Annotated in this window: 11 protein-coding genes; 9 read left to right on the top strand and 2 right to left on the bottom strand. The window is 51.2% G+C overall.

What is annotated here, in order from left to right:
* Positions 1-31 precede the first annotated feature (31 nt).
* The 3 genes from mnmG (at position 32) to R2K26_RS10620 (ending at position 3,188) form a co-directional block, all read left to right on the top strand.
* Positions 32-1,906, top strand: a complete 1,875-nt coding sequence (gene mnmG / locus R2K26_RS10630) for a tRNA uridine-5-carboxymethylaminomethyl(34) synthesis enzyme MnmG (protein ID WP_316520715.1) — start codon at positions 32-34, stop codon at positions 1,904-1,906.
* Between the two features lie 104 nt (positions 1,907-2,010).
* Positions 2,011-2,754, top strand: coding sequence for a 16S rRNA (guanine(527)-N(7))-methyltransferase RsmG (rsmG, locus tag R2K26_RS10625; protein WP_316520712.1), 744 nt, complete (start codon positions 2,011-2,013; stop codon positions 2,752-2,754).
* Positions 2,751-3,188 carry a GNAT family N-acetyltransferase gene (locus R2K26_RS10620; protein ID WP_316520709.1) on the top strand — a complete coding sequence of 146 codons (438 nt, stop codon included), beginning with the start codon at positions 2,751-2,753 and terminating at the stop codon, positions 3,186-3,188. The genes rsmG and R2K26_RS10620 overlap by 4 nt, the downstream gene beginning before the upstream one ends.
* 73 nt (positions 3,189-3,261) lie before the next feature.
* Here R2K26_RS10620 and R2K26_RS10615 read toward each other — a convergent pair whose 3' ends face one another.
* Positions 3,262-3,810 (bottom strand): GNAT family N-acetyltransferase, encoded by a 549-nt coding sequence (locus R2K26_RS10615; RefSeq protein WP_316520706.1) that lies wholly within the window; start codon positions 3,808-3,810, stop codon positions 3,262-3,264.
* A gap of 238 nt (positions 3,811-4,048) precedes the next feature.
* On the opposite strand from R2K26_RS10615, the gene R2K26_RS10610 reads away from it, so the two are divergent.
* From R2K26_RS10610 to serS, 4 genes are all read left to right on the top strand, one after another.
* The gene (locus tag R2K26_RS10610) at positions 4,049-4,852 is read left to right on the top strand and encodes a ParB/RepB/Spo0J family partition protein (RefSeq protein ID WP_316520703.1); all 804 of its coding nucleotides are present in this window, start codon (positions 4,049-4,051) and stop codon (positions 4,850-4,852) included.
* A 288-nt stretch (positions 4,853-5,140) separates the two neighbouring features.
* Entirely contained in the window at positions 5,141-5,905 is a 765-nt protein-coding gene (locus tag R2K26_RS10605; RefSeq protein ID WP_308449483.1) for a ParA family protein, read from the top strand.
* An 80-nt stretch (positions 5,906-5,985) separates the two neighbouring features.
* Positions 5,986-6,855 carry a ParB/RepB/Spo0J family partition protein gene (locus R2K26_RS10600; RefSeq protein ID WP_316520696.1) on the top strand — a complete coding sequence of 290 codons (870 nt, stop codon included), beginning with the start codon at positions 5,986-5,988 and terminating at the stop codon, positions 6,853-6,855.
* Between the two features lie 204 nt (positions 6,856-7,059).
* Positions 7,060-8,346, top strand: coding sequence for a serine--tRNA ligase (gene serS / locus R2K26_RS10595; protein WP_316520693.1), 1,287 nt, complete (start codon positions 7,060-7,062; stop codon positions 8,344-8,346).
* 647 nt (positions 8,347-8,993) lie between these two features.
* Here serS and R2K26_RS10590 read toward each other — a convergent pair.
* On the bottom strand, positions 8,994-10,208 hold the full coding sequence (locus R2K26_RS10590; RefSeq protein ID WP_316520689.1) for an MFS transporter: 1,215 nt from the start codon (positions 10,206-10,208) through the stop codon (positions 8,994-8,996).
* Between the two features lie 479 nt (positions 10,209-10,687).
* On the opposite strand from R2K26_RS10590, the gene guaB reads away from it, so the two are divergent.
* Complete coding sequence (gene guaB, locus R2K26_RS10585) at positions 10,688-12,166, top strand: IMP dehydrogenase (RefSeq protein WP_316520687.1); 1,479 nt, start codon at positions 10,688-10,690, stop codon at positions 12,164-12,166.
* Positions 12,167-12,820: 654 nt separating this feature from the next.
* On the top strand, positions 12,821-14,569 hold the full coding sequence (locus R2K26_RS10580) for a peptide ABC transporter substrate-binding protein (RefSeq protein ID WP_316520684.1): 1,749 nt from the start codon (positions 12,821-12,823) through the stop codon (positions 14,567-14,569).
* Positions 14,570-14,793 lie beyond the last annotated feature (224 nt).

Below are 14,793 nucleotides of genomic sequence, written 5' to 3'. Positions count from 1 at the left end.
TTTCAGAATAAATCGGAAAAGAAGTTAAATTATGAGCTATGATGCAGGAAAATACGATGTTGCCGTGATCGGCGCGGGACACGCGGGAATTGAGGCGGCTTTGGCCTCGGCGCGTCTCGGCTGCCGCACGGTGATCTTCACAATAAATATGGACGCTGTGGGCAACTGCCCGTGCAACCCGAGCATCGGCGGCACAGCAAAGGGACACCTTGTGCGCGAAGTGGACGCGCTCGGCGGCGAAATGGGCAAAACGGCGGACGAATGTACGCTGCAAAGCCGCATGCTGAACCTTGGTAAAGGCCCTGCGGTGCACTCGCTGCGCGCGCAGATCGACCGCAACAAGTACGCGCGCGTGATGAAGCATAAGCTTGAGCAGTGCGAAAACCTCGTGATGCGCCAGGCGGAGGTCATCGACATTGAGCGAGACGGCGAAAACTGGCTGCTGACGACACGCCTCGGCGCGGTTTACACGTGCCGCGCGGTTGTGCTGGCGACCGGCACATTTCTCGGCGGGCGCATCTTCGTGGGTGAGGTTTCGTATGCGGGCGGCCCGGATGGCATGTTCCCGGCGACGGAACTTGCGGGTTCTTTAAAAGAGCTTGGCATTTCGTTGCGCCGCTTTAAAACCGGCACCCCGGCGCGTGTGCTGCGCTCATCCATCGATTTTACCGACCTCGAGGTTCAAAAGGGCGATGAACCTGTCACGCCGTTCTCATTTGATGCGGAAATGCCGCCGAAAAACTCGGCTGTGTGCTACGTGAGCTGGACAAACGACCGCACGAAGCAGGTCATTCTCGATAATATTCACCGTTCGCCGTTGTATGCGGGCATGATCGAAGGCGTTGGCCCGCGCTACTGCCCGAGCATTGAAGATAAGATCATGCGCTTTTCCGAAAAGCCGCGCCATCAGCTTTTTATTGAGCCGTGCGGCGCGGAAACCGAGGAGATGTACTTGCAGGGTATGAGCTCTTCACTGCCGGAAGAAGTGCAGATTGCGTTTTACCGCACGATCAAGGGGCTTGAGCACGTAGAAATCATGCGAAACGCGTATGCGATCGAATATGATTGCTGCGACCCGCTGCAGCTGAACGCCACGCTGGAGTTTCGCGATTATCCGGGGCTTTACGGCGCGGGGCAGTTCAACGGCAGTTCCGGCTATGAAGAAGCCGCCGCGCAGGGGTTTGTGGCAGGCGCAAACGCTGCACTGAAAGTCTTAAATCGTGACCCACTTATTTTGGATCGCGCGGGCTCGTACATCGGCACGCTCATCGACGACCTCATCACGAAAGGTGTCACCGACCCGTACCGCATGATGACCTCGCGCTCCGAATACCGTCTTGTGCTGCGGCAGGATAACGCCGATGAGCGACTGACGCCAATCGGCCGCGAGCTGGGGCTCATCGATGACCGCCGTTGGTCGAAGTTTGAAAAGAAGCAGGCGCAGAAAGAAGCGGAGATGAAGCGCGCGGAGAAAACGGTGTTTTCGCCGACGGACGCGCTGAACGAAGTGCTGGTTTCATGTGAAACATCGCCGGTCACGACGGGTGTGCGCCTTTCTGAGCTGCTGCGCCGCCCGCAGGTGACCTATGCGGACCTGACACCTATCGACATCGAACGCCCGAATTACCCGCGTGAGATTTTTGAAAGCGTGGAGACGGCGCTTAAATATGAGGGCTACATCAAGCGCCAGCTGCAGGACATTGCCGAAATGCGCCGGTTGGAAAAGAAGCTGCTGCCAAAAGAGATCAACTACGCCGAGATTTCGGGTCTGCGACTTGAGGCACAGGAAAAACTCAATCGCGTGCGCCCGGAAAACGTAGGACAGGCAGGGCGTATATCCGGCGTTTCCCCGGCGGATATTTCCGTGCTGCTGATTTGGCTCTCTGCACACAATGAAGGAAAGTGATGTCCACTACATTTTACATGTAATGAATTGAACTTGATTGCTATAATATTTATAAAACAAAACTGAAAGGACAGCTTTGCTTTAGGCGGGCTGAAATTTTGATTATGGATATTAAAAATCTGCTGATCTCAAAAGCGAAAGAGATTGGCGTAAAGGTTTCGCCTGCACAGGCGGAGCAGTTCCAGATTTATCTTGATCTGCTTTTGGAGCGCAACACCGTGATGAACCTCACGGCCATCACCGACCCGGAAGAGGCAGTCATAAAACATTTTGTGGATAGCTTGACGCTGCTGAAAGCACTTGAAATTAAAAAGAATGCGAAAGTTATCGACGTAGGCACCGGTGCGGGCTTTCCCGGCATTCCGCTCAAAATCATGCGCCCGGACATTGAACTGACGTTGCTCGATTCTTTGAATAAGCGACTTGTTTTTCTGCGCGAAGTGTGTGATGCCATCGGCATTGAAGCCGAGACGATTCATAAACGCGCAGAAGAAGCCGGAAAAGACACTAAGCTACGTGAAAGCTTTGATGTTGCAACGGCTCGTGCGGTCGCAAACATGAATATTTTGGCGGAATATTGCATTCCGCTCATTAAAATGAAGGGCTATTTTGCCGCGATGAAAGGTCCGAGCTTACCGGATGAATTGGAATATGCCCGAAAAGCAATCTCTTCGCTTGGATGCGATGTTGTAAAAACGGTTCCTTTCATTCTGCCGGATGAGGAACAGAGCGAACGTTTTGTTGCTGTAATGCGCAAACTGCGCTTTACGCCGAAAATGTATCCGCGTCACGGCGGTACGATTGCCAAAAAGCCGTTATTTTTAGAGCAGAAAGGGGAAGCAAAATGAACATTATCTATCGCAAAGCCGAATTGAGTGACATTCCGAAGCTGAACTCGCTTTTGGCGCAGCTTTCCGATGCCATGGCAGATCCGCAGAAAATGGCGGAAAAGATGAAAAAAATCGAAAAAAACGAGGATAACTACTTACTTGTAGCTGAAAATACGGAAAACGGCGACCTTTGTGGCTCTTTGATTGGTGTTGTATTTGAAGATATTTGCGATACCTGCAAGCCAATTTTACTCGTTGAAAATGTTGTTACGGACGAAAAGTACCGCGGAAAAGGCATTGGAAGCGGCATGTTTGAAGCCATTGAGACGTGGGGCAGAGAGAAAGAGTGCCACTACTGCATTTTGGTCTCCGGCCTGCAGCGTACCGGCGCGCATAAATTCTATGATGCCATCGGCTACAGCGAAGTGAAGGGCTTTAAGAAATATTTGTAAAAGCACTCAAAATTTAAGAGCAGCTATGCAGAGGTAATTCGCATAGCTGCCCTTTTTTTGTTTCACGTGGAACTTATAACTCTTTCACCATGAAGTATTCGCCGCGCGCAGTGCCGTCGGGATAGCGCAGAGAATTTGGTAAAAAGCCGTATTCTTTAAATCCGAGGCTTTCGTAAACATGCTTTGCGCGCTCGTTGCCTTCAATCACACCCAGTTCCGCTTGTGTGTATCCGCATTGCTTTGCAAGCTCCAAAAGTGTGCTTAATAATATACGTCCAAGCCCAAAATTGCAATATTTTTCATATAACGCGATGGAAACACAGCAGCGGTGCTTCATGCGGCGCTTATCACCTTGCGACGCCAGCGAACAGTTTCCGGCAAGCTCGCCGTTTACATAAGCGGTGAGCATGATCTCGTTTGGACTTTCCGCTTTGTTTTGCAAAATTGCGCGTTCTTTTTCGACGGTGAAATTCACTTCATCCGGCTCACGCAATAAAAACGGAGATTCGCCCGAAACGGTGCGCAGGTATTCAATCATTTGCTTGGCATCTTCGGGGCGTGCATTGCGTACGACGGCGGTGCACCCGTTTTTCAGCTTGATTTCGGTTTCTGCATAGATCATGTTCTTTCGCTCCTTTTCTCTAAAAATGGCGGGAATATGCGCTTTTTCGACGCTTTTCCGTTTGAATATTTCTATTATTATAGCACCGCGTTTTGAAAAAGCAAGAAAAACTTTTTGTACGGTGACAGATTGCGGCAAAATCTGCCTTTTCATTGTGGTAAGCTATTTCCTGTAAAGAGAACAAGCCCTCACAAAGGACAACTTCTTACACTGGAAATTCAAGCAGGAGGTGCGGCGTATGGCATTTACGGAAAAGAAAAAGCTTTTGGAGCTTTCACCGGATAAGATTGTGCCAAATCCTGCACAGCCGCGATTGGATTTTTCGCAGGACGAGCTTTTGCAGCTCGCAGAAAGCATTCGTCAAAACGGCGTTTTGCAGCCGATTCTTGTGCGCAGAGACCGCGACCGCTACATTTTGGTGGCAGGGGAGCGCCGCTGGCGTGCTTCGCGTATGGCGGGGCTCAAAACCATCCCGGCCATTGTGCAGGAGCTTTCTCCGCAGGACGGCGCGGTGTTGGCGCTTGTTGAAAATATGCAGCGCAGTGACCTGAATTTTTTTGAGGAAGCTGCTGCAATCTATGCTTTGATGCAGGACCGCGCTATGACGCAGGAGGAGACCGCACGTAGGCTCGGCATGAGCCAGCCGTCGCTTGCAAACAAGATCCGTTTGCTGCGGCTTTCCGGTGAAGAGCAGCGCATGGTGCTGGAAAACCACCTTACGGAGCGTCACGCGCGCGCTTTACTTAGAATGGAAGATCCGGGAAAGCGCATGGCAGCGTTGAAGACTGTCATAGCGCGCAAAATGAACGTGGCGCAGACGGATACGTATATCAAATCACTTTTGGAGCAGGAGGGACAGGCGAAAAGGCCGAAGAGGACATTCATTGCGAAAGATGTTCGCCTGTTCCTCAACACGATCGACCATGCTGTCCAAACCATGAAAGAGGCCGGCATCGGCGCGGCTTTTCAGCGTAAGGAGACGGATGAGTATTACGAATGCGTCGTCCGCATCCCAAAATCAGCTGCACACAAGGCAAGCTGATGCGCCAGAACTTAATATCGAGTACGAGGTAAACCCATTCCCTTATTCATTTCCCACAACACAGAAGGATTGTCGGCAAATGCCGGCAGTCCTTCTGTGTTTTTAATACTTTTTTCGGTTTAAAACTGCAAATGTTTCACATGAAACATCAAAATTTGCCAAAACGCGATAGAATCCGGCTGTTTCACATGAAACATTGCAAAAAAATGAACTTTTCTCTTTATTCTGTGCCGGATATGTGCTACAATATCCTATATAATAGAAAGAAGAAGGAAAGGGGCGCGGTACATGAGCAAGGTAATTGCCGTGGCGAACCAAAAAGGCGGCGTGGGCAAGACGACCAGCGCAGTAAATATTGCCGCATGGCTCGGCGCAAAAGGGAAAAAGACGCTTTTGGTCGATATTGATCCGCAGGGCAACTCCACGAGCGGCGTAGGTTTTGATCGCCGAACGCTGAAAACGACCTCGTATGATATTCTCATCAACGGGGCAAAGGGCGAAGATGCCGTTCTCGAAACAAAATTTGAAAAGCTTTCTGTCATTCCTTCCAAGGCCGATCTGGCTGCGGCAGAGATTGAGCTTGCGGATTTGAACGGGCGCGAGTCCGTTTTAAAGAAGGCTTTGGCGCCACTGCGCACAGAATTTGACTATATCATCATCGATTGCCCGCCGTCGCTGGGGCTTATCACAACGAACGCGCTGAATGCTTCGGACTCTGTTTTGATCCCGGTACAGTGCGAATACTACGCGTTGGAGGGCCTTTCGCAGCTGATGAGCTCCGTGCAGGCTGTAAAGCGTCGCTACAACGACCGTTTAGAGCTGGAAGGTGTTTTGCTGACGATGTATGACGGCAGACTGAACCTGACGCAGCAGGTTGTGACGGAAATCAAAAAGTATTTCCCGCGCAAGGTGTTTGCAACAGTCATTCCGCGCACAGTGCGTCTTTCCGAGGCGCCGAGCTACGGACAGCCGATCTTGTACTACGATAAATCCAACAAGGGCTGCATTGCATACGGTGCGCTTGCGGACGAAATTTTGAAGAAAAACCGCTGATTTCGGCGGCAAAACCGGTTTCATGCGCAAAATCGTGTGGTATCGGTATAAATGCGACAAGAAGGAGATGGTCTTTCGCAATGGCAAAAAAAGGAGGCCTCGGCAAGGGGCTGGACGCAATTTTCTATGACAATGCGCGTGAGGACGATGCCGGCGCGGTGGAGCTCAGCATAAACGACTTAGAGCCGAACCGTACGCAGCCGCGCCAGAGCTTTGATGACGGCGCGATGACCGAGCTGGCGGATTCTATTGCGCAGCACGGCGTTTTGCAACCAATCTTGGTGCGCCCACTGCTTTCCGGCGGCTATCAGATCGTTGCGGGCGAACGACGCTGGCGTGCTTCTCGCATGGCAGGACTGACGACCGTACCGGCGGTTATCCGCGACCTGACGGACAGCGAAGTGATGCAGCTGGCGCTGATTGAGAACTTGCAGCGTGAGGATTTGAAGCCGTTGGAAGAAGCAAATGGCTACAAGATGCTGATGGATAACTTCGAGTTCACGCAGGAGGAGATTGCAAAAACAGTGGGCAAATCCCGCCCGGCAATCACGAATGCACTGCGGCTTTTGAATCTGCCGGAGGATATGCAGAACATGCTGGAGCGCGGCGAAATGACTGCGGGCCATGCCAGAACGCTGCTGAGCTTCAAAAACGAAGACCAGATGAAAGCGGCGGCAAGACGCGTGACCATGGAGGGCATCTCCGTGCGAGAGCTGGAAAAAATGGCAAAGCGCGCAAACGAGGAGAAGCCGGAAAAGGCAGATAAACCCGCAAAGCGCCGCATCCGCTACTATGACGAGGCCGAGCTTGCACTTCGTGACGTTTTAAACCGTGTGGTGTATATCTCCGGCACAAAGAAAAAAGCGGCGCTGACAATCGAGTTTTATGGCGAGGAAGACCTCAAGAACCTGCTGTATGATTTGAAATTGACCGATAAAACGGGCGAGTAAATCACAAAGCTAAAGTGAACGGGGCAAATAAAGTTTTCGCCGGCCTTTTTCAAAAGGCTGTGGGTTCCAAGGGTAAACCCCTTGGTCGAGCTCCGCGGAGCTCGACATACTTTTTTGCCTATTGGAGTTTCGCAATGTGAAACCAACCCAAGAACCAAGAAGAACGCTTAAAAAGCCACAAATAACCGAAAGGAATGTTCCAAAATGATCGATATTAAATTTTTGAGAGAAAATCCGGACATTGTCCGCGAGAATATCAAGAAAAAGTTCCAAGACGCGAAGCTTCCGCTTGTCGATGAAGTCATCGAGCTGGACGCCGAAAAACGCGCTACGCAGCAGAAGGCCGACAGCCTGCGCGCTTCCAGAAATAAGCTCTCCAAGCAGATCGGTGCACTGATGGGTCAGGGTAAGAAGGCCGAGGCTGAGGAAGTCAAGGCACAGGTCAAGGCACAGTCCGATGAGCTCATCGCCGCAGAAGCGAAGGAAAAGGAGCTCGACGAGAAGATCCTCAAGATCATGATGACGATTCCGAATATCATCGATGCCAGCGTGCCGGTCGGCAAAGACGACAGCGAAAACGTCGAGGTTGAGCGTTTCGGCGAGCCGGTCGTGCCGGATTTCCCGGTTCCGTACCACACGGAGATTATGGAACGCTTCAACGGTATTGATTTGGATGCTGCACGCCGTGTTGCGGGTAACGGGTTCTATTATCTGATGGGTGACATCGCGCGTCTGCACTCCGCCGTTATCGCGTATGCACGCGATTTTATGATTGACCGCGGCTTCACGTATGTTATCCCGCCGTATATGATTCGCAGCGATGTCGTTACCGGCGTTATGAGCTTTGCGGAAATGGATTCCATGATGTACAAGATCGAGGGTGAAGACCTGTATCTCGTCGGTACCAGCGAGCACTCCATGATCGGTAAATTCATCGACCAGATCCTGACGGAAGCCGAACTGCCGCTCACGCTGACCAGCTATTCTCCGTGCTTCCGTAAGGAAAAAGGTGCACACGGCATCGAGGAGCGCGGCGTTTACCGTATTCACCAGTTTGAAAAGCAGGAAATGATTGTCGTCTGCAAGCCGGAAGACTCCATGAAGTGGTATGATAAGCTCTGGAAGAACACCGTAGACCTGTTCCGCAGCATGGATATCCCGGTCCGCACGCTCGAGTGCTGCTCGGGCGACCTCGCAGACCTGAAGGTTAAGTCTGTGGACGTTGAAGCGTGGTCTCCGCGCCAGAAGAAGTACTTTGAGGTCGGCAGCTGCTCCAACCTCGGTGACGCACAGGCGCGCCGCCTGCGCATCCGTGTAAACGGCGAAAACGGCAAGTACCTTGCCCACACGCTGAACAACACCGTTGTTGCACCGCCGCGTATGCTCATCGCATTCCTTGAGAACAACCTCCAGGCAGACGGCAGTGTTCGCATCCCGGAAGCTCTGCGTCCGTACATGGGCGGCAAGGAAGTTATCGTCCCGAAAAAGTAATTTTTGCAAATTAAATAGGTGACAAAAGAGGCACATGCAAAGTAAAATGCGTGTGCCTCTTTTGTCGTCTGCTTATAGAAAGACTTGCTCTGACGACCATATCAAAAAATAGGAGAAATGATGCAAAGCGGAACGAAAGAACATGAACTTTTAAAAGGCGGCAGTTTTCGTCATCGTCTTGTTCAAAACTTTTTCTGAGGATATGTGGAAAACCGATTTTCAACTTAAAGGAGTGAAAGAATATTCAACGGTTTCGAACGTATGTATCTCCGTTTGCAGACAAATTTCGACGGATATATACAGTTGTGTCCATGGTACGAGAACAAACAACCGTACAAACGCAGAATGGAACTATGTATAAATATACACAGTTCCGCAAAATTATGGTGTGGAAAACTCGGTGGAAAGTGTGGAAAAGCACACGGTATAGTGGAGAAAGCAAAGCTTTTCACAAGGTATCGGCTATATATGGAAAGGCAATATACTTTACGCATTCATTTTTACGACATGTTGCGTGCGGGTACGCTAAAAAGCAGCGTAAAATGGATTGGAAACGTCATTTCGACATATACAAAAAAGGCGTGTGTTTTCAGACAAAACAAAAGGCCCGCCGAAGCGAGCCTTTAAGAGCACAGAGTATTTGAAGGTCATGCCGCAGCCGTTTCTTTTTTATTTCGGTGGAAGAGAAAGCTTGCGGCAAAGATCGCAACGGAAACGAGGAATACGCAGGCTGTTACGCCATAGAACGCTTTGCCGCCGATGGTGTCAAACAGAACGCCGCCGAGCAGGTTGCCGAGAATGCCGGAGATTTGCGCCACGGAAATGAACAGGCTGTGCGCCGTGGCACGCAGCTCCACGGGTGCAAGCTCATAGATATAGTTCGTGCCCGTGCCGAGAAATGCACCGTTACCAAGGCCGTAAAACGCGGCAAACACCAACATAGTCGGCAGCGAATTCACAAGGAAGCAGAAGCACAGACATTCCGTCGCCATCAAAATTGCAGAAAGCATGATGAGGTATTTCATCTTGATATGGCGGCGCAGGCGGCCGATGAAGAAAAGAAACGGGATCTCCATCATAGCGCGCACGGAGAGAATAAGCCCAAGATTGACGGTATCAATCTGGATATCCGCCATGTAATACGTCAAAAAGCTCCCTTCAAACGCCACGGCCATCTGGAAGAAGAATGCAAAAATGAGAAACGCCATGTATGCGTAGTTTTTCAGCAGTACGCCGGCACCCGTTGCGCTCTTTTTTACACGCTTGCCGCTCTGCGGCTCAAAGCAGAAATACGTCAGTACAATGGCGGGAATCATCACAATGCCCATCACCCAGAATGTCGAAGGCACACCCGCCGCAGGAATGAGCGCGTTTACCGTGATAACACCGGCAATGGCAAACAAAAGCGAGCCGCTGCTGCGTACCATGCCGTAATTCAGTCGATGCTCCGCACAGTTGCGCACCGTAAGGTTATCGACAAACGGCGACATCGGTACGCGGAAAAAGTTGATGATCGGGATCAAGATTAGAAATAATAGCGTCGAGTAGGATTGCCCCGTCGGAATGAGCGGCACAAAAATGAAAAGGCCGCAGCCGAGCGTCAGCGTTAAAATGACAATTTTGCGCACGCTGCCGATACGGTCGCTCACCGTGCCCCAAAACGTCATGGCAAAAATAGCGACGGCACAGGCAATGGCGTTTAATAAGCCGAAATCCGTAGCGGGAAAGCCGATGCTTTGCAGGTAGACTGTTTGATAATTGCCTACCGCCATGGCCGCCCAAAAAATGCCCTGCACGCCGGCAAGGCGCAGCGTTTCCGCCATCTCCGGGGAGAGGGAGCGCAATCTGCGAAGCTTGTTCATGAAAAACCATCCTTTTAGCCCAATAGGGCCGAGTGTAATAGGGAAAGCGCGGAAAATATGCCGTGCGCCGAATATGTCGGGTACGGGAGATATGCTTTTGATACAGTAGTTTTAGGGTATATCAAACGGAGCGGAGTGTCAAGATATTTTGTAATTTCTGTATGAAGTTTTTTACAAATGGAGTGCTTTTTAGAAGTTCAGTCCGTCAAAATCCTGCAAAAATCGTCCCAAAATCTGGAAGTTAGCCACATAAAACCGCTTTTTGTGGCTTTTCCCTAAAAAGCGCATAGAACGCTCAGCGGGTATCTCTGTTTTTTCGAGGACAAAACAGTTGAAAATGTACCGCGAAAGTGGTACAATCTAATATCAAATAATATATTTTCTCCGGCTTGCCGGGAAATTTTTCCTATGCGGTATGCGGAAATTACCGCATAAAGACAACAAAACACGGTGCACAAGGCGAAAGGATGGTTGACGGTATGCTGAACACAGAATTCACCTCTAAGTTTGTCAAAGAGGGGCTCACCTTTGACGACGTTCTTCTGATCCCGGCAGAATCACACGTACTGCCCAGTCAGGTAGACATTTCCACTCATCTCACAAAGAAGATTAAGCTGAACACCCCCATTATGACGGCGGCTATGGATACCGTCACGGAAGCGGATATGGCCATTGCCATTGCGCGTGAGGGCGGCATCGGCATCATTCACAAGAACATGTCCATTGAGCGCCAAGCTGATCAGGTCGATATGGTCAAGCGCTCCGAGAACGGCGTTATCGTTGATCCGTTCTTCCTTGCGCCGGAGAACACCGTGCGCGAGGCGGATAACCTCATGGGCCGCTACAAGATCTCCGGCGTGCCGATCTGCGAAAACGGCAAGCTCGTCGGCATCATCACGAACCGCGACCTGCGCTTCATGTCCGGCTCCGATTTCGACCAGAAAATTGAAAACGTCATGACGAAGGATCACCTCGTCACCGCGCCGGTCGGTACCACCCTTAAGGACGCACAGGAGATTTTGCGCCGCCACAGAATCGAAAAGCTTCCGATTGTCGATGAAAAGGGCTATTTGAAGGGTCTCATCACGATCAAAGATATTGAAAAAGCCGTGCAGTACCCGAACTCCGCAAGAGACGAAGGCGGCCGTCTGCTCTGCGGCGCGGCTATCGGCGCTACGGCTGACGTTCTGGACCGCGTTGCTGCCCTTGTGGAAGCACAGGTTGACGTTGTCGTGCTCGATTCCGCACACGGCCATAACAGCGGCATCATCGAAGCAGTGAAAAAGGTCAAGAAAGCATACCCGGACCTCCAACTCATTGCGGGTAACGTTGCAACGGCAGAAGGCACCCGCGCGCTCATCGAAGCCGGCGCAGACTGCGTAAAGATCGGCATCGGCCCGGGCTCCATCTGCACCACCCGTGTGGTTGCCGGTATCGGTGTGCCGCAGGTCACGGCTGTGTATGATGCAGCATGCGCGGCGGCAGAATACGGCGTCCCGGTCATCGCAGACGGCGGCATCAAGTACAGCGGTGATATCGTCAAGGCGCTCGCAGCAGGTGCAAGCGTTGTTATGCTCGGCTCCCTTGTGGCAGGCTGCAAGGAGACCCCCGGCGAGTACGAGCTCTATCAGGGCAGACAGTTCAAGGTCTACCGCGGCATGGGCTCTCTGGGCGCGATGGGTAAGGGCTCCAGCGACCGCTACTTCCAGGCAAACAACAAGAAGTACGTTCCGGAAGGCGTCGAGGGCCGTGTGCCTTATAAGGGACCGCTCGCAGATACCATCTATCAGATGGTCGGCGGTCTGCGCTCCGGCATGGGTTATGTGGGCTGTGCAAATATCCCGGAAATGCACGAGAAGGCACAGTTCGTGCGCATTACGGGTGCGGGTTTGAAGGAAAGCCATCCGCATGACATTCAGATTACGAAGGAAGCCCCGAACTACTCCATCCACGGCTGATTTTAAATTTGCATTACGGAACCCCTTCGTCTGCACGGCGAAGGGGTTCTGTTTTGTTTTCCACAGTTGCACAAAAACCGGTAAGCGTGCATAGTGAAGGACATCTGATGCAAGCTAAAGCAAAAATCGATATTCTATATCGATACTAAAGCATCATATACTATATATATAGGAATGGCTTTGCAGCAAAAAACACGTAGAAAACAGCGCACATAGGGGAGAGGCAGGCAGACAAAATTTTGAAAATGTCCAACATATTTTCCGGGCAAACTGCATTTTTGCGCGTTCTCTTTCAAAAACAGGAGAAAACTTGCCGGATTTTGCCGTAAAATGCAAGAATTTGGCTTCTATCCGTCGTTCGTGCACAATACACGGAAACTTGTATTTTTGTCGAGGACACGCCCCTGAAGCGGCTTTTTTTGGCGGATTTTGGGCGGATTTAATTACAAAATTGCAATACTATCATGAAAAATTGCATGGTGTGTATATGCCTCAAGGTCATAATCCACAAAAATACATGGAAAACAGGACGAGATTTCCATAGTTTTGCCACTTGCGATTTAGCGCTTTATGCTGTATTATGTATGCAATATGAATTTTCTTTGAACGAAAATTTCATAATTCTATCACCTATCACATTAGGAGGAACAAGAAATGAAACTGAAGAAGGTTTTGGCTCTGGTTCTGTCCGCGGCGTTGGTTGTTTCCGCATTCGCAGGGTGCGGCGGCAACAGCTCCAGCTCCACGGCATCTACCGAGAGCAGCACAGCTTCCGAAAGCAGCGCAGAATCCACCGGTTCCGAAGATTCCACCCCGGCTGCATCCGGTGACGCTACGGCAATCTTCACCCCGAAGACCGTAGACGCTGCAAAGACCATCAGCCTGAACACAGGTATGGAGCCGACAGGCCTGAACACCCTGACCTCCACATACTCCATTGAGTTCGCCTTGTTCAAGCACATGTATGAGAACCTCGTCACCCTCGACGATGACGACAACACAGCCCCGGGCGCAGCTGAGAGCTGGGACTACGATGAGGATACCCTCACCTACACCTTCCACCTCCGTAAGGACGGCGTTTGGACAAACGGCGATCCGGTCACGGCTAAGGACTTCGAGTTTGCTTGGAGTCAGGCTTTGAACCCGGATGTTGCTTCTGATTACGCTTACTTCCTCTACTTCATCAAGAACGCTGAAAAGTACTTCAACGGTGAAGTTACTTGGGACGAAGTTGGTGTAAAGGTTGTCGATGATTATACCCTCGAGGTTACCATGGAGCAGCCGACTCCGTACGCACTGTTCCTGTTCTCCTTCGGCACCCTTGCTCCGATCAACCAGAGATTCTATGAGGCTGTAGGCGCAGACCTCTACTCCACAGAAGCACAGTACTTCTGCACGAACGGCCCGTTCGCTCTTACCGAGTGGAGCCACAACGATAAGATCGTTATGCAGAAAAACGATGCATGGCACGGCGCAGCAGACGTAGAAGTTGAAGAGATCGATTGGAAGATCATCACCGATGCCAACGCAGCTCTCTCCTCCTTCCTCGCAGGCGACCTGGATATGGTCGGTCTCGGCACCGGCGAACTCATCAAGCAGGCTACAGCAGCAGGTGCTACGATTCAGTCTTATACGGATGGTTCCGCATTCTACATTTACTTCAACAACAATGACCAGTATCTCTCCAATGTAAATCTCCGTCGTGCACTGTTCAATGCAATTGACGCGCAGAAGGAAATTGATACGGTTTGGCAGAACGATAACGAGCCGATGACTTCCTTCACGGCGCCCGGTGTTGCCGCTGCTGACGGCACCTCCTTTGCAGGTAAGGTCGGCGAGCTGTATGCGCCGTCCCGTGACCAGGAAAAGGCTAAGGAATACCTTGCAACGGCTCTCTCCGAGCTCGGCTGCACGGTAGACGATCTCTCCGCTCACCTCTCCATCGACTGCGGCGACTCCGCAACGTCTATTGCAGAAGCTTCCTTCTATCAGGAGCAGTGGAGACAGGTTCTCGGCATCGAGGTTGCCGTTAACTCCATGATCACCAAGCAGGGTTCTCAGAACCGTAAGACCGGCAACTATGTCATGTCCCTCACCGGTTGGGGCCCGGACTACAACGACCCGAACACCTTCCTTGACCTGTGGGTCACCGATGGCGGCAACAACCAGACCGGCTTCTCCAACGAGAGATACGATGAGCTCATCGACCTCGCATCCAAGGAGACCGACCTCGAAAAGCGTGAGTCTTACTTCATCGAGTGCGAGCAGATCATTGCGGATCAGCTCCCGATCGGCCCGGCCTTCTGGAGAGCTCCGTCCTATGCTTGCTCCGATAAGATCAAGGGCGGTATGCACAGATCTACGTTCCAGGATATCAACGCTGTTTACGTAAAGCTTTCCTAATCGAAAACCTTACGGGCGCTGACCCGGATACTTAAAAGAAATTCAAATACGGTTACGGCTTGCGGTGCATCTTAAAAGGGTGCGCCGCACCGAACTGTATTTATTCTTTTAATCTTTTACTTCAACACTTTTAGGTGATATACGCATCACTGTGTTGGGTGAGTAAAGCCTTGTTTCCCCGAAATTTTGGGGATTTCCGCGAACGGCAATACAAGCTGCATTCG

This window comes from Neglectibacter sp. CSJ-5, assembly GCF_032490475.1.
Taxonomy (GTDB): domain Bacteria; phylum Bacillota; class Clostridia; order Oscillospirales; family Acutalibacteraceae; genus Hominenteromicrobium; species Hominenteromicrobium mulieris.
Note: the sequence above shows the minus strand (reverse complement) of the source record. Positions and strands in the feature narration are given on the sequence as shown.

Coding starts and splice junctions, on each gene's coding strand:
- mnmG (WP_316520715.1), top strand. CDS start 32: ATGAGCTATGATGCAGGAAAATACGATGTTGCCGTGATCGGCGCGGGA.
- rsmG (WP_316520712.1), top strand. CDS start 2,011: ATGGATATTAAAAATCTGCTGATCTCAAAAGCGAAAGAGATTGGCGTA.
- R2K26_RS10620 (WP_316520709.1), top strand. CDS start 2,751: ATGAACATTATCTATCGCAAAGCCGAATTGAGTGACATTCCGAAGCTG.
- R2K26_RS10615 (WP_316520706.1), bottom strand. CDS start 3,810: ATGATCTATGCAGAAACCGAAATCAAGCTGAAAAACGGGTGCACCGCC.
- R2K26_RS10610 (WP_316520703.1), top strand. CDS start 4,049: ATGGCATTTACGGAAAAGAAAAAGCTTTTGGAGCTTTCACCGGATAAG.
- R2K26_RS10605 (WP_308449483.1), top strand. CDS start 5,141: ATGAGCAAGGTAATTGCCGTGGCGAACCAAAAAGGCGGCGTGGGCAAG.
- R2K26_RS10600 (WP_316520696.1), top strand. CDS start 5,986: ATGGCAAAAAAAGGAGGCCTCGGCAAGGGGCTGGACGCAATTTTCTAT.
- serS (WP_316520693.1), top strand. CDS start 7,060: ATGATCGATATTAAATTTTTGAGAGAAAATCCGGACATTGTCCGCGAG.
- R2K26_RS10590 (WP_316520689.1), bottom strand. CDS start 10,208: ATGAACAAGCTTCGCAGATTGCGCTCCCTCTCCCCGGAGATGGCGGAA.
- guaB (WP_316520687.1), top strand. CDS start 10,688: ATGCTGAACACAGAATTCACCTCTAAGTTTGTCAAAGAGGGGCTCACC.
- R2K26_RS10580 (WP_316520684.1), top strand. CDS start 12,821: ATGAAACTGAAGAAGGTTTTGGCTCTGGTTCTGTCCGCGGCGTTGGTT.